At 71.2% G+C, this 22,964-nt stretch carries 21 protein-coding genes; 10 read left to right on the top strand and 11 right to left on the bottom strand.

Annotated elements, in window-relative coordinates:
- Positions 1–75 precede the first annotated feature (75 nt).
- Together MED01_RS25155 and MED01_RS36180 are read right to left on the bottom strand one after the other, a co-directional pair.
- The gene (locus MED01_RS25155) at positions 76–1,317 is read right to left on the bottom strand and encodes a hypothetical protein (protein WP_238671016.1); all 1,242 of its coding nucleotides are present in this window, start codon (positions 1,315–1,317) and stop codon (positions 76–78) included.
- A gap of 199 nt (positions 1,318–1,516) precedes the next feature.
- On the bottom strand, positions 1,517–1,681 hold the full coding sequence (locus MED01_RS36180; protein WP_238671015.1) for a hypothetical protein: 165 nt from the start codon (positions 1,679–1,681) through the stop codon (positions 1,517–1,519).
- Between the two features lie 3 nt (positions 1,682–1,684).
- Here MED01_RS36180 and MED01_RS25145 point away from each other — a divergent pair, with 3 nt between their 5' ends.
- Complete coding sequence (locus MED01_RS25145; RefSeq protein WP_238671014.1) at positions 1,685–2,155, top strand: RloB family protein; 471 nt, start codon at positions 1,685–1,687, stop codon at positions 2,153–2,155.
- Positions 2,156–2,170: 15 nt separating this feature from the next.
- Here the strand turns inward: MED01_RS25145 and MED01_RS25140 are convergent, their stop codons facing one another.
- Together MED01_RS25140 and MED01_RS25135 are read right to left on the bottom strand one after the other, a co-directional pair.
- The gene (locus MED01_RS25140; protein WP_238671013.1) at positions 2,171–2,998 is read right to left on the bottom strand and encodes a DUF3152 domain-containing protein; all 828 of its coding nucleotides are present in this window, start codon (positions 2,996–2,998) and stop codon (positions 2,171–2,173) included.
- Between the two features lie 122 nt (positions 2,999–3,120).
- Positions 3,121–4,311, bottom strand: coding sequence for an ROK family transcriptional regulator (locus tag MED01_RS25135; RefSeq protein WP_238671012.1), 1,191 nt, complete (start codon positions 4,309–4,311; stop codon positions 3,121–3,123).
- A 163-nt stretch (positions 4,312–4,474) separates the two neighbouring features.
- Here MED01_RS25135 and MED01_RS25130 point away from each other — a divergent pair, with 163 nt between their 5' ends.
- From MED01_RS25130 to MED01_RS25105, 6 genes are read left to right on the top strand one after another with little or no spacing between them, the layout of a single operon-like run.
- The gene (locus MED01_RS25130) at positions 4,475–5,203 is read left to right on the top strand and encodes an amino acid ABC transporter ATP-binding protein (RefSeq protein ID WP_210781094.1); all 729 of its coding nucleotides are present in this window, start codon (positions 4,475–4,477) and stop codon (positions 5,201–5,203) included.
- A gap of 19 nt (positions 5,204–5,222) precedes the next feature.
- A complete protein-coding gene (locus MED01_RS25125) occupies positions 5,223–6,191 on the top strand; it encodes a glutamate ABC transporter substrate-binding protein (RefSeq protein WP_238671011.1) in 969 nt (322 codons plus the stop codon).
- A 16-nt stretch (positions 6,192–6,207) separates the two neighbouring features.
- Complete coding sequence (locus tag MED01_RS25120; RefSeq protein ID WP_112582064.1) at positions 6,208–6,852, top strand: amino acid ABC transporter permease; 645 nt, start codon at positions 6,208–6,210, stop codon at positions 6,850–6,852.
- Entirely contained in the window at positions 6,849–7,718 is an 870-nt protein-coding gene (locus tag MED01_RS25115; protein ID WP_238671010.1) for an amino acid ABC transporter permease, read from the top strand. Before MED01_RS25120 ends, MED01_RS25115 begins: the two co-directional genes overlap by 4 nt.
- Entirely contained in the window at positions 7,715–8,734 is a 1,020-nt protein-coding gene (locus MED01_RS25110) for an asparaginase (RefSeq protein ID WP_238671009.1), read from the top strand. Before MED01_RS25115 ends, MED01_RS25110 begins: the two co-directional genes overlap by 4 nt.
- A complete protein-coding gene (locus tag MED01_RS25105) occupies positions 8,731–9,474 on the top strand; it encodes a copper homeostasis protein CutC (protein ID WP_238671006.1) in 744 nt (247 codons plus the stop codon). Before MED01_RS25110 ends, MED01_RS25105 begins: the two co-directional genes overlap by 4 nt.
- A 119-nt stretch (positions 9,475–9,593) precedes the next feature.
- Here MED01_RS25105 and MED01_RS25100 read toward each other — a convergent pair whose 3' ends face one another.
- The 5 genes from MED01_RS25100 to MED01_RS25080 form a co-directional block, all read right to left on the bottom strand.
- Positions 9,594–10,130 (bottom strand): hypothetical protein, encoded by a 537-nt coding sequence (locus MED01_RS25100; protein ID WP_238671004.1) that lies wholly within the window; start codon positions 10,128–10,130, stop codon positions 9,594–9,596.
- A 144-nt stretch (positions 10,131–10,274) separates the two neighbouring features.
- On the bottom strand, positions 10,275–10,811 hold the full coding sequence (locus MED01_RS25095) for a hypothetical protein (protein WP_238671003.1): 537 nt from the start codon (positions 10,809–10,811) through the stop codon (positions 10,275–10,277).
- Positions 10,812–10,887: 76 nt separating this feature from the next.
- Entirely contained in the window at positions 10,888–12,579 is a 1,692-nt protein-coding gene (locus tag MED01_RS25090; RefSeq protein WP_238671002.1) for a SulP family inorganic anion transporter, read from the bottom strand.
- Entirely contained in the window at positions 12,576–12,914 is a 339-nt protein-coding gene (locus tag MED01_RS25085; protein ID WP_112604395.1) for an ArsR/SmtB family transcription factor, read from the bottom strand. The genes MED01_RS25090 and MED01_RS25085 overlap by 4 nt, the downstream gene beginning before the upstream one ends.
- Before the next feature lie 492 nt (positions 12,915–13,406).
- On the bottom strand, positions 13,407–15,872 hold the full coding sequence (locus MED01_RS25080) for a glycoside hydrolase family 2 protein (protein WP_238671001.1): 2,466 nt from the start codon (positions 15,870–15,872) through the stop codon (positions 13,407–13,409).
- Between the two features lie 114 nt (positions 15,873–15,986).
- Here MED01_RS25080 and MED01_RS25075 point away from each other — a divergent pair, with 114 nt between their 5' ends.
- Positions 15,987–17,006 (top strand): LacI family DNA-binding transcriptional regulator, encoded by a 1,020-nt coding sequence (locus tag MED01_RS25075; protein ID WP_238671000.1) that lies wholly within the window; start codon positions 15,987–15,989, stop codon positions 17,004–17,006.
- A 6-nt stretch (positions 17,007–17,012) separates the two neighbouring features.
- On the opposite strand, the gene MED01_RS25070 is transcribed toward MED01_RS25075, so the two are convergent.
- Positions 17,013–19,385 carry a GGDEF domain-containing phosphodiesterase gene (locus tag MED01_RS25070; protein ID WP_238670999.1) on the bottom strand — a complete coding sequence of 791 codons (2,373 nt, stop codon included), beginning with the start codon at positions 19,383–19,385 and terminating at the stop codon, positions 17,013–17,015.
- 217 nt (positions 19,386–19,602) lie between these two features.
- Here MED01_RS25070 and MED01_RS25065 point away from each other — a divergent pair, with 217 nt between their 5' ends.
- Positions 19,603–19,995, top strand: a complete 393-nt coding sequence (locus tag MED01_RS25065; protein ID WP_238670998.1) for a PH domain-containing protein — start codon at positions 19,603–19,605, stop codon at positions 19,993–19,995.
- Here the strand turns inward: MED01_RS25065 and MED01_RS25060 are convergent.
- Positions 19,989–20,915: a 2-hydroxyacid dehydrogenase gene (locus tag MED01_RS25060; RefSeq protein ID WP_238670997.1), complete on the bottom strand. Its 927-nt coding sequence runs from the start codon at positions 20,913–20,915 to the stop codon at positions 19,989–19,991. The genes MED01_RS25065 and MED01_RS25060 overlap by 7 nt on opposite strands.
- Before the next feature lie 184 nt (positions 20,916–21,099).
- Between MED01_RS25060 and MED01_RS25055 the strand changes: the two genes are divergently transcribed.
- Positions 21,100–22,917: a SpoIIE family protein phosphatase gene (locus MED01_RS25055; protein ID WP_238670996.1), complete on the top strand. Its 1,818-nt coding sequence runs from the start codon at positions 21,100–21,102 to the stop codon at positions 22,915–22,917.
- The last annotated feature ends 47 nt before the right edge of the window (positions 22,918–22,964 follow it).

The following is a 22,964-nucleotide window of genomic DNA, read 5'->3' as shown; positions in this document are numbered from 1 at the left end:
TAGAAACGATCAAGCCCGCAACCCGTGGAGACGCCGGTTGCGGCCTTGACTTGTGCGCGATGGCCAGGGCCTGCCTCAGACCCCCCGATCGAGCACCTGGCCGAGGAAGCTCTGTGCATCGTAGGACCTCGGGCCGAGGGCATGTGCGTACGCCTGGAGGCTCACCAACTTAGTACCCCGGGTGGCCTCTCGTACCTTGCGGAACAGCGGCTCCAGCAGGCCACGGAAGTATGCGGTCGCCAGGTCCTGGCTGGTGATCAGTCCACGGTCGATCAGAAACTCGACTCCCGACCGTTGGCTGGCGTACTGCGCGTCGTTGCGGACGACGTCCTCCGACTCCGCCAGCAGTAGCCGGGTGAAGTACTCGGTGGCTCCCTCATTGAAGTCCCAGCCCATGACGGCCCGGAACGTGCGATGGGAAAGCTTGTGCATGGCCTCGTGGTACTCGGTGCCGGTGCCGAGATGGTCGATGCGTACGTAGATGTGATCGTCGAGCCGCACTCCGGGACTTGTCAATCCCTGTTGGAAGAGTTCGGGGTCGTTCTGGCGTGTCTGCTCGATCTCGCCCTCGTCGGCCGGCATCCGGCGAAGCACGAATACCGCCCCCATCTGAGTCGGTGTCGGATAGTGGAGTTGCGTGTCGGTGAGCCAGTCGGAGGCAGGGACGTAGGGCCTGACGATCGTGGCGGTGGTGGCGAAGCGGGCCCTGACTGTGGCGGCCGGCAAGCGGGTCGCCCTGCCCTCTTCCTGAGCCGCGACCACATGCGAGTCGTCGACGCCTTCGACGTCGTCGGGGGAGACGGAGACGAGCACGTCGTCGATGGGCAGCAGGATGGAGAAGGGCGCGAGTTGATCCTGCCAGGTCTCGCCGTCGACGACGATCTGCTTGGTGTACCGGCCCGCCGGGACAGTGACCACGTCAGGCGCAGCTGTCACGGTGGTGCCGTTGATCTCCGTCTTCAACACGATCTCGGCGAGTTCCGCGTAGTGCTTACGCTTCCCGGCCCAGAACGTTTTGAGAAGTTGCTGCCGCGACTGTTCCGCAAGGAGTTCGATTTCCAGTTCGGTTACCCGGTAGGCACCGTCCCGCAGGAACTCGCGGGCGGCCCACACCCGTACCTCACCGGGTGCCAGCGCGAGCACAAGTGCCTGACCGTCAGGGGCCGTCTCCCACACCGCATCGTCGACACCGGTGCTGCTCATGATGACTGGCATCAGGTAGTCGATCTGTTCGGTTAGTCGTGCGCCGACCTGGTCGGTGTCGCCCGCCGCATAGGTCGGGATCTCGTCGTACTTCTTCAGCGGCGCGCCGTTCAACGCGAATGGTTGAGGGTGGGCGGTCCAACCCTTTTCGAAGGGCACGGGGTCTCCGTTTCACTGGGGTCGCTGAGGTCGACGGGAATTGTTTCCGCAGCTTCGTCCCAAGACGCTACGCGTCACCCGCTGGCCCGTCCGTGTTCTGTAAGCAATAAGGCAGGCGCTCGTCGATTCCGCCCGCACGACGCAGCTGACGGACTCAGTGTGGGGGACGGCCGGGGGCGTCGGGCAGCCAGGAGTCGAGGGCGCTCGGATCGGCGACGGCTTCGCGCACCTGATCGCGCTCCGCCGGGGCGAGGGCGAGCGCCCGGAGCCGGTTTCCCCACTCGGGCACCCGCTCCGGCTCATCCAGCGCGGCCGACACCCCGTGACCAAAAGCGCCGCCAGCAGCAGTCTCAAGCAGGAGGCGTGGGTGCGTCCTCGGGTGGTCGTAGTGGCAGAACGCGGCTCGCCGGTCAACGTGGTACGAGGTGCGGCGCGGCGCCGCCAGCGCGACGACTTCGACGAAGCGTGGGCCGTCTGCGACGTCGATGACTTCGCCACCGAGCCGGCGTCCCGCGAAGCTGTAGACGCCGATGTCAATCTGGCCTGGTCCAATCCCTGCTTCGAGGTGTGGCTCCTGCTCCACTACGGCAACTGCACCCGTTTTGTGGACAACGCCAAGCGAGCCCGCGACCTGCTGCGGGAGCACGACCCCGCTTGGGACAAGACCAGGCTTGACTTCGGCAACTTCCGCGACCGGGTTGAGGACGCCTGTCAGCGGGCTGATCGACTCGACCCGCCCCCGGATGGCAATCCGCCTACCTCCGTCGGGCACATAATTGCTGCGCTTCGTTGAGACAGAGAAGCCAAGTCAGGATGGCGCCCACGGTCCGCTGACGAACTGTCCGTTGCCGACGAACGGGCTGACGTTCGGCACGCACCCGCTCAGGCCCATCGTCTGCGTCATCATGACCGGGGCCGGCTTGCCGCGACCGCCGCACTTCATGTGGGCGAAGCCGAGGAAGTGACCGAACTCGTGATTGATCACGCCGGCGTGGTACTCGTCGATGCTGACCGGGTATCCCGGTGAGCCCTGGAGCCACCGCCGCAGGTTGATCATGATTGTCTTGCCGTACTTGCAGGAGTAGACGCCCTCGGTGTCGACGCCGCTCGCGCCGCAGAGCCTGTCCACCGTCCTCGGCGTCGCGAGCCGCACGTCGACGTCGACGGTGGAGGTGCCGACCCGCTGGAAGGACCACGACGCCCGGGTCAGGTTCACCGCCGCGTTGGTGACCGGGTGCTGTGCCGACGTGGCCCACCCGTTCGGGGCCGCCAACACCTGCTCGATGCTCGCGGCGAACCGGTCCGGTTTCCAGGCGGGGATGTCACCCCATTTGATGCCCTTCTCCACCGAGACGCTGTAGCGCACCCGCTTCTTGCCCTTGCCTATCACGCGACCGTTGCCGCTGGCGGTGGTGAAGGTGCCGCCTGCCCTGGTGGGGATCTGCGCGTCGGTCGGGATCTCCGGAGTCGGGCTGGAGGTCGGCGTATCGCTGCGGCTCGGAGCTGAGCTCTGCGCAATCGGGCCGGGGCGTGGGACTTCGGCCTGCCCGGACGCCGGTGTGGACAGGCCACAGGCGGCGGTCGTCAGCACCGCTGCCAACGAGATCGGCACGAGCAACTGTCGGCTGATCCGCACGTCGAAACCTCCAGGAGCGATCACGGTGAAGTGAGGAACACCGGGAGGCTACGTGACTGCGGGTAAGGAAATTGTCAGTAGAAAACTGCCCTACGTGATCGTCGCAGTCGGTTTGAGCGAGGTCAGGCGGCCGCTACGACGTGGTCGATCACCAGGTGGGCGGCACCGGTGATGCCGACGTCCTGGCCGGCGGCCACGCGTTCGATGAGCAGGGTCTGGGTGGCCAGTGGGAGGCACCGCTCGTAGAGGGTGGCCCGCATGCTGGCCAGCAGGGGCTCGCAGTCGGCGAGCCGACCACCGATCGCCACCACCTGCGGGTTGAAGAAGTTGACCACCACGGCCAGGATCTCGCCGACGGCGCGGCCGGCCTGCCGGGCGAGGGCGGTGGCCTGCCGGTCACCGTCGTCGATCAGGCGGATCACACCGGTCAGGTCGGAGACCGGCACACCCTGCTCCCGGAGCGCGGTGACCAGTGCGGCGCCGCTGGCCACCGCCTCCAGGCAACCGGCGTTGCCGCAGGTGCACGGTGGCGCGGGATCGGCCACCACCCGACAGTGGCTGATGTCCCCGGCCGATCCCTGCGCGCCCCGGTGCAACCGTCCACTGGCGATCACACCGGAGCCGATTCCGGTGCCAGCCTTGATGTAGACGGCGTGGTCCAACTCGGAATGCGCGGTGCGGTGCGCGCCGAGCGCCATCAGGTTGGCGTCGTTGTCCACGATGACCGGCACGTCGACACGGCCGGCGCAGAACGCGGCAACGTCGAAGCCGTTCCAGCCGGGCATCCGCGATGGGCTGACGATCCGTCCGGTGGAGTGCTGCACCGGACCGGGAATCCCGATGCCGACGCCGCGGAGCGCGCCTCCCGCGGAGCCACCGGCCACCGCCCCGTCGCCGGCCGCCGGAGCGCTGCCCACCAGCGTGGCGACCTCGGCGAGCAGCGCGCCGAGCACCGCCTCCGGGCCGTCCTCGATGCGGACCGGCAGGGTGCGGGCCTTGACCACCCGCCCGGAGAGATCCAGGGTGCCGACGCGGGCGTGATGCGCGCCGAGGTCGATGGCACCGACCACTGCGCCGCCGGTGGGCACGGCGAGTTGGCGGGGTCGCCTGCCACCCCGGGACCGCCCGGCGCCGGCCTCCTCCAGCAGCCCCTGACTGATCAACGCCTCGACCCGCTGGGAGACCGTCGACGGGGAGAGCCCGGAGAGGCGGGACAGGTCGGCCCGACTGACGGCCGCACCGGTGGCCACCCAGCGCAGTAGCTCCCGGGGGCCGCCCCGGAGGGCATCGCGTGGCGCGTCGTCAATCGTCACGTCAGCTTCTTAGCACCCGGAGTTTGTTCAAGCAACCGGTTGACTTAGTTTGCTGGCTACCTTTAGATGACGCTGTTGGTTCGATATGAAGCTGACTTAGTTTTGTAGTCGAAGGAAGTGAGGCCGTCTGGTGGCACCGGAGACGACGGGTGCGAACCGACCGATGGTGTCGGTACGCGGCCTGAACAAGTGGTTCGGTCCGCTGCACGTGCTCAAGGACATCGACCTCACTGTGGCCGCTGGCGAGGTGGTCGTCGTGGTGGGGCCCTCCGGCTCCGGCAAGTCGACACTGTGCCGCTGCCTCAACCGGCTGGAGACCGCCGGGCAGGGCAGCGTCGAGATCGACGGTGAGCCGCTGCCCGCCGAGGGCCGCGCGCTGGCCCGGCTGCGCGCCGATGTCGGGATGGTCTTCCAGTCCTTCAACCTCTTCGGCCACAAGACGGTGCTGGACAACATCACCCTCGGCCCCACCCGGGTCCGTCGGATCCCCCGACCCGAGGCGCGGCAGCAGGCGATGGCCCTGCTGGAGCGCGTCGGCATCGCCGACAAGGCGGACCACCACCCGGCCCAACTCTCCGGCGGGCAGCAGCAGCGGGCCGCGATCGCCCGAGCCCTGGCGATGCAACCGAAGGTGCTGCTCTTCGACGAGCCGACCTCGGCCCTCGACCCGGAAATGGTCAACGAGGTGCTCGACGTGATGGTCTCTCTCGCCGCCGAGGGGATGACCATGATCGTGGTGACCCACGAGATGGGCTTCGCCCGTCGCGCCGCCGACCGGGTGGTCTTCATGGACGACGGTCGGATCGTCGAATCCGGCGCACCCGACGACTTCTTCGCAGCTCCGCGCACCGAGCGGGCCCGCGATTTCCTTTCCAAGATCCTCCAGCACTAGCCCCCAACGGGAGGGTGTCATGTCAATCCTCAAGATGAGCTTCACCGGGCGGCGGTCGCTCGCCCTCACCGCCACCGCGGTAGCGGTGGCCCTCGCCGCCACCGGCTGTGGCGGCGACAGCGGCGGCAGTGCTCCGGCGCTGCCCGGCAACCCCGGCCTGGGCGGCGACGGCGTGGTCGCCCAGTCGGTGTACGACGCCGCCCCGGTGGCCACCGACGCGGACATCCCGGCCGGTTCGACGATGGACGCGATCCGCAAGCGCGGCTACCTGAACATCGGCGGATCGCTGGACGCGCCGCTGCTCGCCCAGCAGAACCCGGTCAGCGGCACCATCGAGGGCTTCGACGCCGACATGGCGAAGTTGCTGGCGAAGTACATCACCGGCAAGCCCGAGGTGAAGACGACGACCATCGGCACCCAGACCCGGGAGGCCATGCTCCAGGCCAAGTCGGTGGACGCGGTCTTCCAGACGTACACGATCACCCCGCAGCGGGCCACCCAGGTCGCCTTCGCCGGGCCGTACCTCACCTCCGGCCTCGCCGTCGGGGTCCGCAAGGACGACACCTCGATCAAGAGCGTCAAGGACCTCGCCGGCAAGACCGTGATCGTCGGGGCGAACACCCCCGCCGTCACCGCGCTGCCCTCCGCCGCGCCCGGCTCGAAGCAGATCGCCTTCGGCACCGACCCGCAGGCGTTGCAGGCGCTGCTGCAGAAGCGCGGCGACGCGTACGTGCAGGACTTCACGCTGCTCGCCTCGGGCGCCAAGGCGAACCCGGGGATGAAGGTGGTGGGCGAGCCGTTCACCACCGAGGCCTACGGCATCGGCCTCAACAAGGAGGACGCGCAGTTCAAGGAGTTCGTCAACAACTGGCTGAAGAAGATCCAGGCCGACGGCACGTGGGCGAAGGTCTGGGAAGGCACCCTCGGCTCGGTGGTGGAGGGCGGAGCGCCCACTCCGCCCGCCCTCGGTTCCGCCGACGGCTCCTGAGCAGCCTCTCGTACCGATGGAAGCCCTCACCGCCCACCTGAGCGAGCTTGGCCACGGCCTGGTCACGACTGTCGAACTGACAGTCGTGACCACCGTCGGCGCGATGCTGCTGGGCATCGTCGTGGCCACCCTGCGCATCGCCCCTGTCCCGCTGCTGCGCGCCATCGGCACCGCGTACGTGGAGGTGTTCCAGAACCTGCCGCTGCTGGCGTTGCTGGTCCTCTTCGTGTTCGCGCTGCCGACCATCGGCATCACGTTCCCGCTGTTCACCTCCGCCGCGATCGTCATCGCGGTGTACGAGGGGGCGTACCTGGCCGAGGCGATCCGCGCCGGGATCAACACGGTTGGTGTGGGCCAGGCTGAGGCAGCCCGAGCCATCGGCCTCACCTTCGGCCAGTCCCTGCGGCACGTGATCCTGCCGCAGGGACTCCGGGCGGTGATCCAGCCGATCGGCAACATCTGCATCGCGCTGCTGATGAACACCTCGCTGGCCGCCGCCGTCGGCGTGGTCGAGCTGACCCAGGCGGCCAACACCGTCAACCTGGTCGAGGCTCAACCGATCGCTGTGTTCACCGGCGCGGGCCTCGCCTACATGCTGCTGGCGCTGATCATCGGTCAGGTCACCGGCCTGCTCGAACGAAGGCTGGCGATCGTCCGATGAACAAGACGCAACAGATCCTCTTCGACGAGCCCGGTCCGCGCGCCCAACGGCGGATCCGGATCGCCACAGTGCTGGGCGCCGTTCTCCTGGCCGGTGCAGTGGTCGCGGCGGTCTATCAGTTCGCCAGCCACGGCGAGTTGGCCGCCGCCCGGTGGGAGCCGTTCACCACCTGGCCCATCTGGCGGTACCTGCTCAACGGCCTCTGGGCAACGGTGCGCGCCGCCGCCGCGACAGCGGTGCTCAGCGCCGCGCTCGGACTGCTGCTGGCGCTCGGCCGGCTGTCGACGCACCGACCGCTGCGCTGGCTGGCCGGCGCGTACGTGGAGATCTTCCGGACCGTACCCACCCTGCTGCTGATCTACGTGACGCTGTTCGCGCTGCCGCAGTACGGGCTGAACTTCCCGCTGTTCTGGAAGCTCGTGGTGCCGCTGGTGGTCTCCAACTCGGCGGCGTTCGCGGAGATCTTCCGATCCGGCATCCTGGCACTGGACCGAGGGCAGACCGAGGCCGGCCTCGCGGTCGGGCTGCGCCGCGGGCAGGTGATGGCACTGGTGGTGCTGCCGCAGGCGCTACTCCAACTCGCCCCGTCCCTGGTCAGCCAGCTGGTCGGGCTGCTCAAGGACACCTCGCTCGGCTTCGTGGTCAGCTACACCGAGCTGCTCTACAGCGGGCAGGTGCTCTCCTCGTACACCCACCTGCTGATCCAGACATTCCTGGTGGTGGCGCTGATCTATCTGGTGGTCAACGCCTCGCTGTCGAAGTTCGCCCGCGTACTCCAGGCCCGCAACGGCCGCTTCGGCGGACGGCGCGGACGGCGGACCGCCGAACTGCCCCCACCACTCCTCGAAGGGAACACCCCCCGGTGACCATCTTCCGTTACGCCGAACTGGGCCGGGTCGTGCGCAACGGCTTCGTCGAGAGCCGGCACTACGGCAGCGTCGTGGTGCTCGCCCCGGACGGGACTGTCGCCCTCGCCGCCGGCGTACCCGACGAGCCGGTGCTGCCCCGCTCCACCCTCAAGCCGGTGCAGGCGCTGGCCTGCCGGATCGCGGCGGGTGACGAGCTGATCGGGCCGGCGCTGGCCCTCGCCGCTGGCAGCCACACCGGCGAAGACAGGCACGTCGAGGTGGTTCGGGCGATGCTGGCCGGGGCCGGCCTGACCGAGGACGCGCTCGGCTGCCCGGAGGACTGGCCGGAGGACGAACCGACCCGGGACCGGTTGATCCGCGCCGGCGGACAGCGCGACCGGATCCGGATGAACTGCTCCGGCAAGCACGCCGCGATGCTGGTCGCCTGCGTCGCCCGGTCCTGGAGCACAGACGACTACCTCGACCCGGAGCACCCGCTCCAGCGGGAAACCGCCGCCGCCGTCGCCCGGCTGGCCGGCTCGCCGATCGCGCACCACGCGGTCGACGGCTGTGGGGCACCGCTGTTCGGCCTGTCGCTGACCGGCCTGGCCCGCACCTTCCAGGCGTTGGTCACCGCGCCCGCCGGCAGCGACGAGGCGCTGGTCGCGCAGGCAATGCGCCAACACCCTGAGTACGTCGGTGGTTGGAACGGGCACCCGAACACCGATCTCATGCGGGCGCTGCCCGGCGTCCTCGCCAAGGGTGGGGCCGAAGGCGTGCTCGCGGTGGCCGCACCGGACGGTCACGCGGTGGCGGTGAAGGCGATCGACGGTTCGCCCCGCGCCACCACCGCCATCGCCCTCGCCGCCCTCGACGCTGTGGGCGTACCGGTTGGTGGGGCCGACGCGCTGCGCCAGGTGCCGGTGCTCGGCGGCGGCGTACCCGTTGGTGCCGTCACGGCCGTCATCGACTGGACCACAGCACCGTCTCGGACCGAAGCGGCATCGCCTCGCACGGAAAAGGAAGAATCATGAACACATTCGAGATCTGCATCGACAGCGTCGAGGGAGCGGTCGCCGCAGAGGAGGCCGGCGCCGACCGGGTGGAGTTGTGCTCAGCGCTCTTCGACGGCGGGCTGACCCCCAGCCTGGGCACCATCGAGACGACGATGCGGGCGGTCAGCCGGATCCGGGTACACGTGATCGTCCGTCCCCGGGCCGGCGACTTCATCTACTCGCCGTTCGAGATCGAGGCCATGGAGCGGGACGTGCAGGCCGCAGTGGCAGCCGGCGCGCACGGCATCGTGATCGGCGCGTTGACCGCCGAGGGTGACGTCGACGTCCCGACCACCCGCCGGCTGATCGCCGCCGCGGGCGACGCCAGCATCACCTTCCACAGGGCGTTCGACATGACCCGTGACCCGCACGCGGCGCTGGAGCAGCTGATCGAGCTGGGCGTGCACCGGGTGCTCACCTCGGGGCAGGAGGTCAGCGTGCTGGAGGGTGCTCCGCTCATCGCCGACCTGGTGCGCCGGGCCGCCGGCCGGATCGTCATCATGCCGGGCGGTGGCATCACCCCGCGCAACATCGCCCGGATCGTCGAGGCGACCGGCGCCGACGAGTACCACTTCGCGGCACTGGTCAGCTCGGACAGCCCGGCCGTGCACCGCAACCCCGCGCCGCTGATGGGTGGCAGCCTGAACCGGCCCGAGTACGAGCGTTCGGGCACCTCGGGCGCCCTGGTCGGCCAGGTGCTCGCCGCCGCCCGCGCCTGACCGGAAGCGCGCCCTGACCAGCGGTGGGGCCTGGAGGAGTTGCCTTCAGGCCCGCCGCTCGCGGGTGTCAGCCGATGGACCAGCGCCGCGATGTCACCCCGGGATGACGGCGACCGTCCTCAGTAGCCCAACAGGGCGATGAGCAGCGAGGACACCGCGGCGACCAGGAGCACTCCGCCAGTACCGAGCCCGACCACCGCGCTCACCGCCACGGCACGAGCCCGGGCCACCGGCACCGCCGCGAGGGCCACCACGGTGACGAGCGCGGCGACCAGATGAATCAACGGGTAGTCGATCAGCGCCGCAACTGGGAAGAGGTGCACGCCCACGACGAGGGCGATCCAAGGGGCTGCCAGCTCATTACGCCGCAGCAGAGCGAGCAGCCCGGCACCGACCGCGGCGGCGCCGAACTCGATGCCGACGACGATGCCGAAGGTAGGGCTGGTGTCGGCGTCGAACGCCGTACCGTCCGACCAGTGACGCCAGGCGAGCAGGGCCCCAGCGGCCGCCGTGAGCAGGGACAGAACCGAACCAGCGATGAGCACCGGCCGCCATCGCTTCGGGGGTGCCTCCTGCGCCCAACCGAACCAACTGGTGGCGAAGAAGCCGAAGACGAACGCCGTCGCCGCCGCATCCCGGACATGTTCGGTGATCATTGCGCTCCCCGCGATACCACTGGTTCGACGTCGGACTTCGCCGCTGTCGGGGGCGCTGTCACCACCGGCCACGACGGGGTAATACTGCCCTGACAGGTGTGTTCGAGGAGCGCGTGGGGTTGCGGTCGCTCACGCCGCGGCCCGCTATCCGGTGACGAGGTTGATCGCGACGCCGATCGGGACCGACGCCGCCAGACCCGCGACCAGCCACCACAACTGCTCACGCCGGGATCGCTGCTGCCCCGTATCGATCAGATGCTGAATCTGGGCCACCTTGGCCGCCACCATGGTCAGCTGATCAGCGTCAGGCGACGGCTCGCCCGCGAGGTGCCTGCGCCCGCCGGAGCGCCGCACCCGGCTGGTCGCCGACAACATCAGCCGATGCCGGCGACGCTGTTCGACGAAGACCGGCGGCACCTCACCGCAGTAGTCAGCGCTGGGGGTGGTGACACCGCTGCCCGGCGTCAGGGTGCCGGGCACGCCGCTGCGCCTGAGGCCGAGCCAACGGCGTTTCCGGTGGAAGTCCAGCCACCACAGAGCACCGCCGCCAGCAAGCAGGAGGAGGTTGGCGACGATCGCGGCGACCGCCCACGGCTTGGCGACGAAGAAGCCGACACCACCGATGGGAATGGCGGCCAGGATGAGTACCTTCGCCGTCGCCGTGCCGTTGAATCCCCGCATACCTGTCATTGAACCGGTCGTACCGTCTCGGCGAAGCCCCTGCTGACCAGAAGGCGACACGGGGGCGGCCTACCGCTCAGTCGGCGGGTACGACCGTCGGGTGGTCCGCCGCGGGGAGCGCGACCGTGCGGGCGTACCGGATGGCGGCGGGCGTGTCCGGGAAGAGCAGTTCCTCGCGGCGCAGGTCGTCAGCCACACCCAGTGTGGCCAGCACCTGGTCGTGTGCGGGGGTGATGCCGGAGAGCAGGACGGTGATCCCGCGTCCGCGTAGCCGCCGGATCGCATCGCCGAGGACGTGCGCGCCGGTGGCGTCCATGGTGGTCACCCGGGACATTCGCAGGATGACGACACGGACGTCGGTGACCTCGGAGAGTTCGAGGAGGAAGGTGTGGGCCGCAGCGAAGAAGAGCGGCCCGTCCAGCCGGTACGCGACGATGTGTTCAGTGAGCAGCGCGTACTCCTCGGCGCTGTGTTCGCCTGGGTCGAGGGGCACCTGTTCCAGCCGGGCGCTGCGGGCCACCGCGCGCAGGGCGAGCACCACGGCGACGCCGACGCCGACCGCGACGGCGGTGACGAGGTCCCAGATCACCGTGACGGCGAAGGTGAGTACCAGCACGACGGCATCACCCCGGGTGGCCCGGGCCAGCGCCCACAGCGAACCAGCCTCCACCATGCGGACGGTGGTGGCCAGCAGCACCCCGGCCAGGGCGGCGAGTGGGATCCGGCCGACCAACGGCGCGGCGGCCAGCACGATGGCGGCGAGGGCGACGGCGTGGGTGAGGGCCGCCAGTTTCGAGGCCGCCCCGGCGCGGACGTTGACAGCTGTCCGGGCGATGGCGGCGGTCGCCGGGATGCCGCCGAAGAGGGGGGCGGCGAGGTTGGCCATCCCCTGACCGAAGAGTTCCCGGTCCGGGTCGTGCCGCTCGCCGACGGTCATGCCATCGGCGACGGTGGCGGACAGCAGGCTCTCCAGGGCGGCGAGCGCGGCGACGGCGAGAGCGCTGGGCAGCAGCACGCCCAGCGCGCCGAGGTCGAGGAAGCCGAGCGAGGGCGCGGGCAGGCCCTGCGGCAACGCGCCGATCCGGACCAGATCGACCGGGACGACCTCGGCGACGACGGTGGCGGCCCCCACGCCGAGCAGCGAGAACGGCAGGCCGGGTCGCCACCGGGCACCCAGCAGCATCAGCGCCGCGACGGCGACGGCCACCGCTAGCGCGGCCGGCCGCGGGTGTACGACGAAACGGGCGACCGCGTCGAAGGCGACGGCCCAGACCTTCTCCCCGTGCGCGTCGGTGACGCCGAGCGCGGCGGGCACCTGTTGCAGCGCGATGACCACGGCGATGCCGGCGGTGAAACCCTCCAGCACCGGGGTGGGCAGGTAGCGGACGTACCGGCCCAGGCGGGCCACGGCGAGCGCGATCAGCACCAGGCCAGCCATCGCCCCGACCATCAGCACGCCGGTGGCTCCGAACTGCTGCACCACCGGCACCAGCACCACTGTCATCGCTCCGGTCGGCCCGGAGACCTGGAGGTTGGAGCCCCCGAAGACAGCGGCCACCGCACCGGCGATCACGGCGGTGATCAACCCGGCCTGGGCGCCCAGCCCGGAGGTGACACCGAACGCCAGGGCCAACGGCAGCGCCACGACCGCCACGGTGAGCCCGGCCAGCAGGTCCCGGCGCGGTGAGCGGTGGACCGCGGCCCAGTCGGCCCGCCCGGGTAGCAGCCCGAGGAGTCGCTCTCGGACCACCGGGATGGCCTCGCTCACCTGTCCGCGCCGGTGGCGCGCAGCTCCCCGAGGAGGCCGTCGCGGTCGGTGAGGACCGCGCCGAGGATCCGCCGCCCGGCGGCCAGCAGGTCGGCCACGTCCGGGGTGCTGAGCGCGTACATGACGAGGGGACCGTCGCGGTGTGAGGTGACCATTCCGGCGCGGCGCAGCACCGCGAGTTGCTGGGAGAGGTTGGAGGCCTCGACCTCGATGACGGCGAGCAGGTCGCGGACCGGCTTCGGTCCGTCCTGGAGCAGTTCGAGGACCCGGATGCGCACCGGGTGCCCGAGGGTGCGGAAGAGTTCCGCCTTCGCCTGGTACAGCGGGACCGACATGAGGTTCCTCCCCTCGACACGAAGACTTTAGCACTTGAACAAATCTTCAACTCGATGCCGAGATGTCGTCCCACGCACCACCGGCCGGGTGGCGGGTCAACCCGTGCTGGATCTCTGGACTCCTGGTAGATCAACGTGTGTCGGGTGAGAAGATCGCGCCGATCTTGCAGTTTCGGTTGTCGATATGGGTGGGATGCCCCTTGCGTCGGGACAGAAGGTGCAAGGTCGCGGAGCAGGGGCGGTCCCGCCCCGCCGATCATGGAGTTGTGGTGCCTGGTTTGGTGCTATGCGGGCACTTTGTCACCCACCACAACTCCATGATCGACGAGGCGAGGCGGTGCAGGGCGGGGCGGTGCAGGGCGGTGCAGGGCGGGGCGGGGCGGTGCAGGGCGAGGCGAGGCGGTGCAGGGCGGGGCGGGGCGGGGCGGGGCGGGGTAGGCGGACAGCCACTCCGTCTACGGCAACGGTTTTGACTTCATAGATCGAGCACGATTATGGGACCGTGAGCTGACTCGACGCGATGTCGTTGACGCAGCGCAGCACCGGACGGCTGGCCAGGGCCGCCGGGTCCAACGCCGTGTCGGCGCGCACTGTGAAGGTCGTCGACTCGCCCGGCAACAGGGTGACCAGGGCCTTGTCCACGGTGGCGGTGCCGTCCAGCCGGTCCGCGAACAGCGTCAGGTCGCGCAGCACCGTGCGGGCCGTGACCCGGACCCGCTGCCCGCCGTCGACAGGCTCGACGGTCGCGTCCCAGGCCGCCGCCGGCCAGTCCACCTCCCGGTCCTCGGCGAAGAACCACAGGGCGCGCTCCGCGGTGCCACCGGCCTCCGCGACCAGCACCTCGCGCCGGGCATCCTCCGGCCGTGCCAGGTCCGCCGGCAGCGCCACCACCACCGAGGAGTACGCCGGGACGTCGAGGTCGACCGAGGTCTTCGCCCTCGGCTCCCCGGTGAGCGTGAACCGGGTGACAGCGGCTGTCGCGGTCCACGCCTCGGCGGTCTCGTTGACCGCGACCACTGCCAGCCCGCCGTGGCGGGGCTGCACGGTGAGCAGCCGGTCGGCGTACGCGCGGCGCAGCGCGTACCACAGGGGTTTGCGGCGGCCGTCGCCGTCGACTGCCGACCAGGAGGTCACCGGCCAGCAGTCGTTGAGCTGCCAGACGATGGTGCCCGCGCAGACGTCCCGGTGGGAGCGGAAGTGCTCGACGCCGAGCTGGATCGCCCGGGCCTGGTTGAGCTGCGTCAGGTAGTGCCAGTCGTCGAAGTCCGCCGGGGCGGGCAGGTGCGCGTCGAGGCCCCGCTGGAGCTTGGCGTCACCGCCGGCCGCCTTCTGGTGGTGCGCCATGCCCGGTGAGTCGTGGGCCAGGGGTTCGTCGCTCAACGCGCGACGCAGCGTGGCGTACGCCGGTGGGGCCTGGTAGCCGAACTCGGCGACGAAGCGCGGGACGTACTCCCGGTATCTGGTGTAGTCGTCGGTGTTCCACACGTCCCAGATGTGGGTGGTGCCGTGCGCCGGGTCGTTGGGGTGGATCGCCTCCGTTCCCGACCAGGGGCTGCCCGGCCAGTACGGGCGGGTCGGGTCCAGCTCGCCGACGATCCGGGGCAGCACGTCGAGGTAGTAGCCGCGCCCCCAGGTGCGCCCGGCGAGGGCCTGCTGCCAGTCCCAGTCGTGCCAGCCCCAGATGTTCTCGTTGTTGCCGGTCCAGAGCACCAGCGACGGGTACGGCGCGAGCCGGGTCACCTGCTCGGCGGCCTCGGCGGCCACCTCGGTGCCGAACGGCTCCTCCTCCGGGTACGCGGCGCAGGCGAAGAGGAAGTCCTGCTGGACGAGGAGACCGCGCTCGTCGGCGAGGTCGTAGAAGTCGGCCGACTCGTACCGGCCGCCGCCCCAGACCCGCAGCAGGTTGACGTTGGCGTCGATCGCCTGGTCGAAGCGCTCGGCCAGCCGGGTCCGGGTGATCCGGGTGGGGAACGTGTCGTCCGGGATCCAGTTGACCCCGCGGACGAAGACCGGGACGTCGTTGACCGACAACGCGAACGGGGTGCCGTGCTCGTCGGGTGTGGTGTTCAGCCGTACCGAGCGGAAGCCGATGCGGTGCGACCAGTCGTCCACTGTGTCGCCGTTCGGTGCGTGCAGTGTCACAGCGATCGGGTGACGGGTCTGCTCGCCGTACCCCCGGGGCCACCACAGCGCGGGATCGCGGACGGTGAGGGTCAGCACGGCAGTGCGCTGCCCGGCCGGGACGATCACCTCGGCGCGGACGCCGGCCACGGCGGCGCGCACGGTCAGCGGGACGTCAGCGACCCGCTCGACCTCGACGTGCACCTCGACCCGCCCGTCGCGTCCGTCCATCGTGACAAGTGGACGGACGGTCGCCAGTCGAGCTGTCGACCAGGCGTGCAGGCTGATCTCCTGCCAGATGCCGGCGGTGACCAGTGTCGGCCCCCAGTCCCAGCCGAAGTTGCAGGCCATCTTGCGGATGAAGTGGAACGGCTCCGGGTAGGCGTTCGGCCGGTCGCCGAGCCGCTCCTGCTGTGCCTCGGCGTAGCGGTACGCGGAGTCGAACGTGACGACCAGGTCGTTGTCCCCGTCGCGCAGCAGTGGTCGGACGTCGAAGCGGTAGCCGCGGTGCATGTTCGCGGTGCGGCCGACCTCGACCCCGTTGACTGTGAGCGTGGCGACAGTGTCCAGGCCGGCGCAGACCAGGTCGACGCGCTCGTCGTCGCCCGCCCGGTGGAGGAATGTGGTCTGGTAGACCCAGTCGGTGCGCCCGATCCAGGCCAGCGCCCGCTCGTTGTCGTCGAGGTACGGGTCGGGAATCAGCCCGGCGTCGAGCAGATCGGTGTGCACGCAGCCCGGCACTGTCGCCGGCACGGACCGGTCGGCGACCTCCTCGGGCACCTGTGCTCCGGGGGCCGCTCGCACCGTCCAACCGTCGTAGAGTGCCTGTCGGCTCACGATTTCACCGCACCTTCCCGCATCGAAAGATGCCGAACTGAACCGGATAAGCTGAGCCACCGTACGGTCCGGAAATCCGGGCTGTCAACGGCCAGAGAGCGAAGGAGCACGCCGGTGAAGCGGCCGACAATCGCCGACGTCGCCCAACGCGCCGGGGTGTCCAAGGGCGCCGTGTCGTACGCGCTGAACGGGCAGCCCGGCGTCTCCGAGGCCACCCGGCAGCGCATCCTGGCCATCGCCACCGAAATCGGGTTCAGCCGCAGCAGCGCCGCCCGCGCCCTCTCGGCCGCCACTGCCGGCGCGATCGGCCTGGCCCTGTGCCGACCGGCGCGGACCCTCGGCGTCGAGCCGTTCTTCATGGCGCTGATCAGTGGCGTCGAGGCCGAACTCTCCGCCCGCTCGTACGCGCTGACCCTCCAGGTGGTGGCCGACCCGGACGCCGAGATCGCTGTCTACCGGCGCTGGTGGGGCGAACGACGGGTGGACGGGGTGCTCGTCTGCGACCTGCGCACCGACGACAGGCGCATCCCCGCACTCGAACAGCTGCAACTGCCGGCGGTGGTGATCGGCGGCCCCGGCGGCACCGGTGAGCTGGCGAGTCTCTGGTCCGACGACGCCGCCGCGTTGACCGAGACGGTGGAGTACCTGGTCGCGCTCGGGCACCGGCGGATCGCGCGGGTCGCCGGCCTGCCCGACCTGCGGCACACCGAGATCCGCACCGACGCCTTCGCGGCGGTCCGCGAGCGGCTCGGCCTGGTCGACGCTGTCACCGTCTGGTCCGACTACACCGGCGAGGAGGGCGGTCGGGCCACCCGCCGGTTGCTCAGTTCGGCCAGCCGGCCCACTGCTGTCATCTACGACAACGACGTGATGGCCATCGCCGGGCTCTCCGTCGCCCAGGAGATGGGTCTGACGGTGCCCGGTGATCTGTCTATCGTGGCCTGGGACGACTCGCCGTTGTGCCGCCTGGTGCACCCGCCGCTGACCGCGCTGGGCCGGGACATCCCGGCGTACGGGGCGCACGCCGCCCGGCAACTGCTCGCCGTCGTCGCCGGGCAACCGGCCGGCCGGGTGCAGGACGAGACACCCCACCTCACGCCGCGCGGCAGCACCGCACCGCCCCGGGACAGATGAACCGGTTCAGCGGGACGCTGAGGGAAACTCCTCGAAGTACGCCTCGACCCGTTCGGCAGTCGCCGGCCGGGCCAGCGCGAACCCCTGCCCGTACCGGCAACCACCCCGGCGCGCCCCCTCGACCTGGGTCGACGACTCCAACTCCTCGGCGACGATCTCGACGCCCAACCGCTCGCCCACGTTGACCACCACGTCGATCAGCGGCGGTTGCCCGTCCGGCCGAGCGCCCACCAACTCCGGGCCCACCTTGAGCAGGTCGATCGGCAGGCGGCGAAGCTGGGCCAGCGAGGCGTGCTCGGCCCGGAAGTCGTCCAACGCGGTGCGTACGCCCAACGACCGCAGCCCGGCCAGTCGGGCCACCACTGTCGACAGGTCACCGGCGACCCTCGGCTCACTCACCTCCACCACCAACCGCTCCGGCGGCACCCCGTACGCGGCCAGCACGGCCGCGAGCCGCTGGACGAAGTCGGGAGTGGTCAGCTCCCGGGTGGTGACGTTGACAGCCATCCACAGCTCCCGGACACCCACCGACCAGTCGGACAACTGCCGGCAGGCCCGGTCCAGCACCCACCACTCCAACTCGCCCACCAGGTCCAGATCCTCGGCGACCGGCAGCAACTCGGCCGGAAGCACGGTGCCGAGCACCGGGCTGCGCCACCGCAACAGCGCCTCCGCACCCACCGGCTGCCCGTCGGCCAGGTCGACCACCGGCTGGTAGACGAGGTCCAGCTCGCCGCGCGCCACCGCACCGGGCAGCTCCCGCTCCAGGTCGAGCCGGCGCACCAGTTGTTCCTCAAGGAACGCGTCGTACCACTCCACCCGGTCCCGGCCCAGCTGCACGGCCCGTCGTCGGGCCAGCTCGGCCTGCCGGAGCACATCCGCCGGCCCGGCGCCACTCACCTCGGCCAACCCGATGCTCGTCTGCACGCGCAGCATCGCGCCGGCCAACCGGTAGGGCGGGCTGAGCGCGCTCAACAGTCGGGTGCCCAGCGCGTACGCCAGCACCGGGCCGGCGGCGGTGACCACAGCGAAGCCGGTACCCGTGCAGCCGGTGACCAGATCGTCGGGGGCGATGACAGCGCGTGCCCGGTGCACCGCCTCGACCAACACGTCCTCCCGGGCCGTCGGGCCGAACGCCTCGGTGCCGTGCAGGTCCACCAGCAGCAGCGCACCGGCCGGCGCCGGAACGTCGCCGATCGCGGCCAGGGCGTCCAGCAGGGCGGCCCGGTCGCCCGGGGTACCGCTCGCCGACGCGGGTCGCCGGTTGAGCCCCGACCACGCGGAACCGTGGTCAGGCGACCAGGTCGACCCGGCACCCGTCGCGGTGGCCGCGCCGTCCGGGACGCCGAGGGCTCCCTCTGGCGGCGGCTCCGGGGTGCCCGGCCAGCGTCCCGGTGCCGCCCGGCGGTGCTGCAGCGCCCGACCGGTCGGTCGCCGATGGGCGGCCCGTCGACCGGACGTGGCCGCGTCATTCGCCCGCAGCAGCTCGCGCAACACCAGGGGCGGCACCGCCGCCAGGGCCAACAGCACGCTCGTCCGGTCCGGTGCGCGGCCGGCGCCCAGGTGCAGACCCGACGCCAGCAGCAGCACCGCCGCCGGGAGCACCGCCCTGGGCCAGGCCGCGGCGATCCGCTCCACCGGCTCCGTGTCGTCCGCCGCATCCGCCGCGCCGACCGCGACGAGCAACATCCCGAACACCAACGGGGGTACGGCCAGCAGCGCCGCCCGGCCGGCCGGCGCGGACGGCAACGCGGCCAGCAGCACCAGCCCGCCCACCGTGAGCAGGACGCCGCCCCGGCAGACCGACGCACCCGAGCGCCGTCGTGGCCCCGCGAACGCGTTCAACGAGGCCATGCCCAACCCGCCGAGCGTCAACGCGGCGACCAGCCGAACCGGGACCGGTAGGCCGTCGGTGGGCAGCAGCAACCAGCCGGCGAGGGCCAGACCGACGGCCGGGCCGGTCGACTCGACCAGCCACCGCAACCGGACCGAGGCCGCCGGCCGCGATCGGCCGGGCAGCCGGTTCAGACCGGCCGTCGAGAGGGCCGCCACGACCAGCGACCCGATCAGCACGGCGACGGTGTGCCCGATGCCGGCCAGGGGCACCACGACGGCGGTGAGACCCGCCGCCACCACCGCCGCGTCGAGCAGCACCCCCGCCGCACGCGGTGTCGGATCGGTGCCGCGTCGGTAGGCCAGCCGGGACAGTCGCAGCCCGGCGAGCGTGGCACCGGCACCGGCGGCCAGCGCTGTCACCACGGCCGGCGGGACCAGGTCGACGACACCGGCGAGGAGGAGCAGCGCCACCGCCACGGACGTGGCGGCCTCCGGTGCCGCACGGCGGGGGACGAGAACGCGGAACGGGTACGCGAGGAGCACGGCGGTCGCCTTCGTGAGGGGGCACGGGGGCGGTGCGGCGGTGCGGGACATCGGACGTTGCGAGTCCGCTACCCACGATTGGCAACGATGGACGGCCGAATTGGTTACTTGCCGGTCACTCAGGGGATACAACGACCTGTGTCACTGTACGGCGTACCGCAGGCCGCCGGCACCGCCCGCCGCGAGCCGAAACAACACGAAGTGGGATCATCGGAGGGTGAGTAAGCCCGACACGGTCCGCTTCCGGTACAACCAAGCCATCCTGGTGGCCGCGATCATCGCCTTCGTCGGCGCCCTGCCGCTGGCAAACGCCCGGGACTACCTGCTGCCGGTGCTGCTCGTCCCGCTCGCCGTCGCGGTGTGGGCCTGGCGGGCCGGCACCGACGCCGACGCGCGGGAGCTACGCATCCGGGCGCTGGTCGGGCAGCGTCGGATCGACTGGGACCAGGTCGTCGAGCTGACCACCGACCAGCGCGGGCGCGCAGTGGCCCGACTCGACGACGGCCACCAGGTCACCCTGCCGGCGGTCCGTGGGGCGGATCTGCCCCGACTGGTCGCGGCAACCGGCCAGCAGCTGCCTGACGCTCCGGCGGAGACCCCCGGTCAGTAGCCGTCGACCACCGTGTTGATCAGAGGTTGCCCGGCGGCGAACCGACGGACCTGATCGCCCACCAGCCGGTAGGCCCGGGGCAACAACCCGCGCACCGACCCAGCCACGTGTGGGGTGAGCAGCACGTTCGGCATGACCCACAGCGGCGAGTCCGCGGGCAGCGGCTCCGGGTCGGTGACGTCCAACGCCGCCATGATCCGACCGGTGCCCAGCTCGGCGACGAGCGCCTCGGTGTCCGCCACCGGGCCCCGGGCGGCGTTCACCAGCAGCGCCCCGTTCGGCATCGCGGCCAGGAACGCCTTGTCGATCAGGCCACGGGTCTGGTCGGTGAGCGGCACCAGCACCACCACCACGTCCGCGTCGGGCAGCAGCCGGGGCAGCTCCTCGACGGCGTGCACCCCCTGCTCCGGGCGGGCCGTCCTGGCGACCAGTGTGAAACTCACGTCGAACGGGGCGAGCCGGTCGCGTACCGCGGTGCCGATCGAGCCGGCGCCGATGATGAGCACCCGCTTACCGGTCAGCTCGTCGGTCGGGGCGTTCCCCGCGTACGCCCAGCGCCGCTCGGCCTGCGCGCGGACGAACGCCGGAAACGCCCGCAGCTGGGTGAGGATCGCGGTGACCACCCACTCGGCGGTGGACGGGTCGTGCACACCCCGGGCATCGCAGAGCGTGACAGCAGGCGGTGTCCGGCCGGCCCAGGCGTCCGCTCCGGCGGAGAGCAACTGCACCACCGCCAGGTCGGGCAGCTCCCGCAGCACCGCCGTCGCGTCCGAGCCACCCAGGAACGGCGGCACCCAGAAGCGGACGTCGGCCGCCTCGGACGGCATCCGGTCGGTGTGCTCGAAGACCTCCACCGTCACGTCCGCGGGCAGCTCGCCCAGGAGGTTCACGCCGGCTGGGTGCGGAATCCATACCTTCACGTCCGCTGACGATAGTCCCCGCCGCCGCAGCCGGTGAGGGCACGGCGGTGAACCGGCATACCGAGCGCTGGCGCACAGGGCCGCGGCGGGCGAGACTCAGCACACCGAGGTTCGACCCGGGCCCTGGCGAGGTATAAGGAAGGGTCGGAGGGCCGTCCGCCTCCGCCTGGCAGACAGGTGCACGATGACCGACGGCTCCCCCGCCTCCCCCCGGCGTCCGATCGCGCCACCGATGGCGCTCGGCGACCCAGAACGATTGCGCTCGCTCGCCGTCACCGGGCTGGACGCCGCCCCGGACGAGGCGTTCGACAGGTTCGCCCGGCTGGTCAGCGACCTGCTGGACGTGCCTGTCGCGCTGGTCTCGTTGGTCTCCGCCGACCGGCAGTTCTTCCCGGGCGCTGTCGGGTTGCCGGAGCCCTGGTCGCAGCGCCGGCAGACCCCGCTGAGCCACTCGTTCTGTCAGCACGTGGTGGACATCCAGGTGCCGATGGTGCTGCCGGACGCCCGGCTCTACCCCCGCGTCCGGGACAACCTGGCCATCGACGACCTCGGCGTGGTCGCGTACGCCGGGATGCCGCTGACCGACCTCTCCGGCCGGGTGCTCGGCTCGCTCTGCGCCATGGACAGCAAACCTCGCGCCTGGACTGCCGCGCAGCTGCGGACCCTCGCCGACCTGGCCGCCGCCTGCTCGTCGGAGCTGCGACTGCGGATCGCGCTCGACGGCGCACAGGAGGCTCGGCGGCGGGTCGTGCAGGCGCACGAGCGGCTGGAACTGCTGGCCGGGGTCAGCGAGACCCTCGCTGGCACCCTGGACGTGGGCACCGCGCTGCGCCGGCTCGCCGCCACCATGGTGCCGCTGCTCGCCGACTGGTGCCTGCTCACCCTGATCGGGCCGACCGGCCTGCCCCGCGAGGTGGTCTCGGTGCACCGGGACCCGGCCCGCACGGCGGACGTCGACCGCTTCGGCGAGCTGCTGCGCACCGGGCTGAGCCCCGAGTCGATCATCCGTGCGGTGCTCCGGACCGGCCAGCCCCGGCTCGGCAGCGTGGCGTCCCTGGCAGACGTGACCCGGGGCACCACCCACCCGGAGATGGCGCTCATCGCCAGCCGGCTGGGCATCGCCTCCTACCTGGCAGTGCCGGTGCGCGGCGTCGGCGGCACGGTGCTGGGGGCGATCACCCTCGTCAACGGCGGCCAACGTCAGCAGTTCGACGACCGGGACCTGCTCACCGCCGTCGACATCGGCCGGCGGGCCGGTCAGGCCGTCGGCAACAGCTCGATGTACGGCGAGCAGCGGCACGTCGCCGAGGTCCTGCAACACAGCATGCTGCCCCGACTACCGGTGGTGGCGGAACTGGAACTGGCGGCCCGATACCAGCCGGCGGCCGACCGGGTCGAGGTGGGCGGCGACTGGTACGACGCCTTCGTGCAGCCCGACGGCGACGTGATCGCGGCGATCGGGGACGTGGCCGGGCACGACATCGAGGCGGCGGCGACCATGGGCCAACTGCGCAACCTGGTGCGGGGCAACGCCTTCGGTCGGCCGGACGCGGTCGGGTCCCTGATGAGCGACCTGGATGGCGCCATCCGTGGCCTGCGGCTGCCGATCGCCGCCACCGCGACGCTGGTGCGGATCTGCCCGCAGCGCGCCGGTGTGCACGAGGTGACCTGGTCCAACGCCGGGCACCCGCCGGCCCTGGTGGTCCGGGTCGGCGGGGCGGTGGAGGTCCTGGAGGCGACGCCGGAGCCGCTGCTCGGTCTGGCCCGCCCGTCGCCGCGGAGCAGTCGGTCGACAAGCCTGGCCACCGGCGACACCCTGCTGCTCTACACCGACGGGCTGATCGAACGGCGGGACCGCTCCATCGACGAGGGGTTGGCCGAGCTGGTGGGCCGGCTCACCGGCGCCGACACGCTGCCCCTCGACGACCTGTGCGACCTGCTGCTCGCCTCGATCCGGCACCGCGAGGACGACACCGCGCTGCTGGCCGTACGGGCCCGCTGAGCCGGTCCACCGGAGACCATCGGTACCGGGTGCATCTCGACGGGCCC

This window comes from Micromonospora alfalfae (assembly GCF_022230925.1).
In the GTDB taxonomy this organism is placed as follows: Bacteria; Actinomycetota; Actinomycetes; order Mycobacteriales; family Micromonosporaceae; genus Micromonospora; species Micromonospora alfalfae.
The sequence above is the reverse complement of the archived record's forward strand: the minus strand, read 5'-3'. Positions and strand labels throughout refer to the sequence as shown.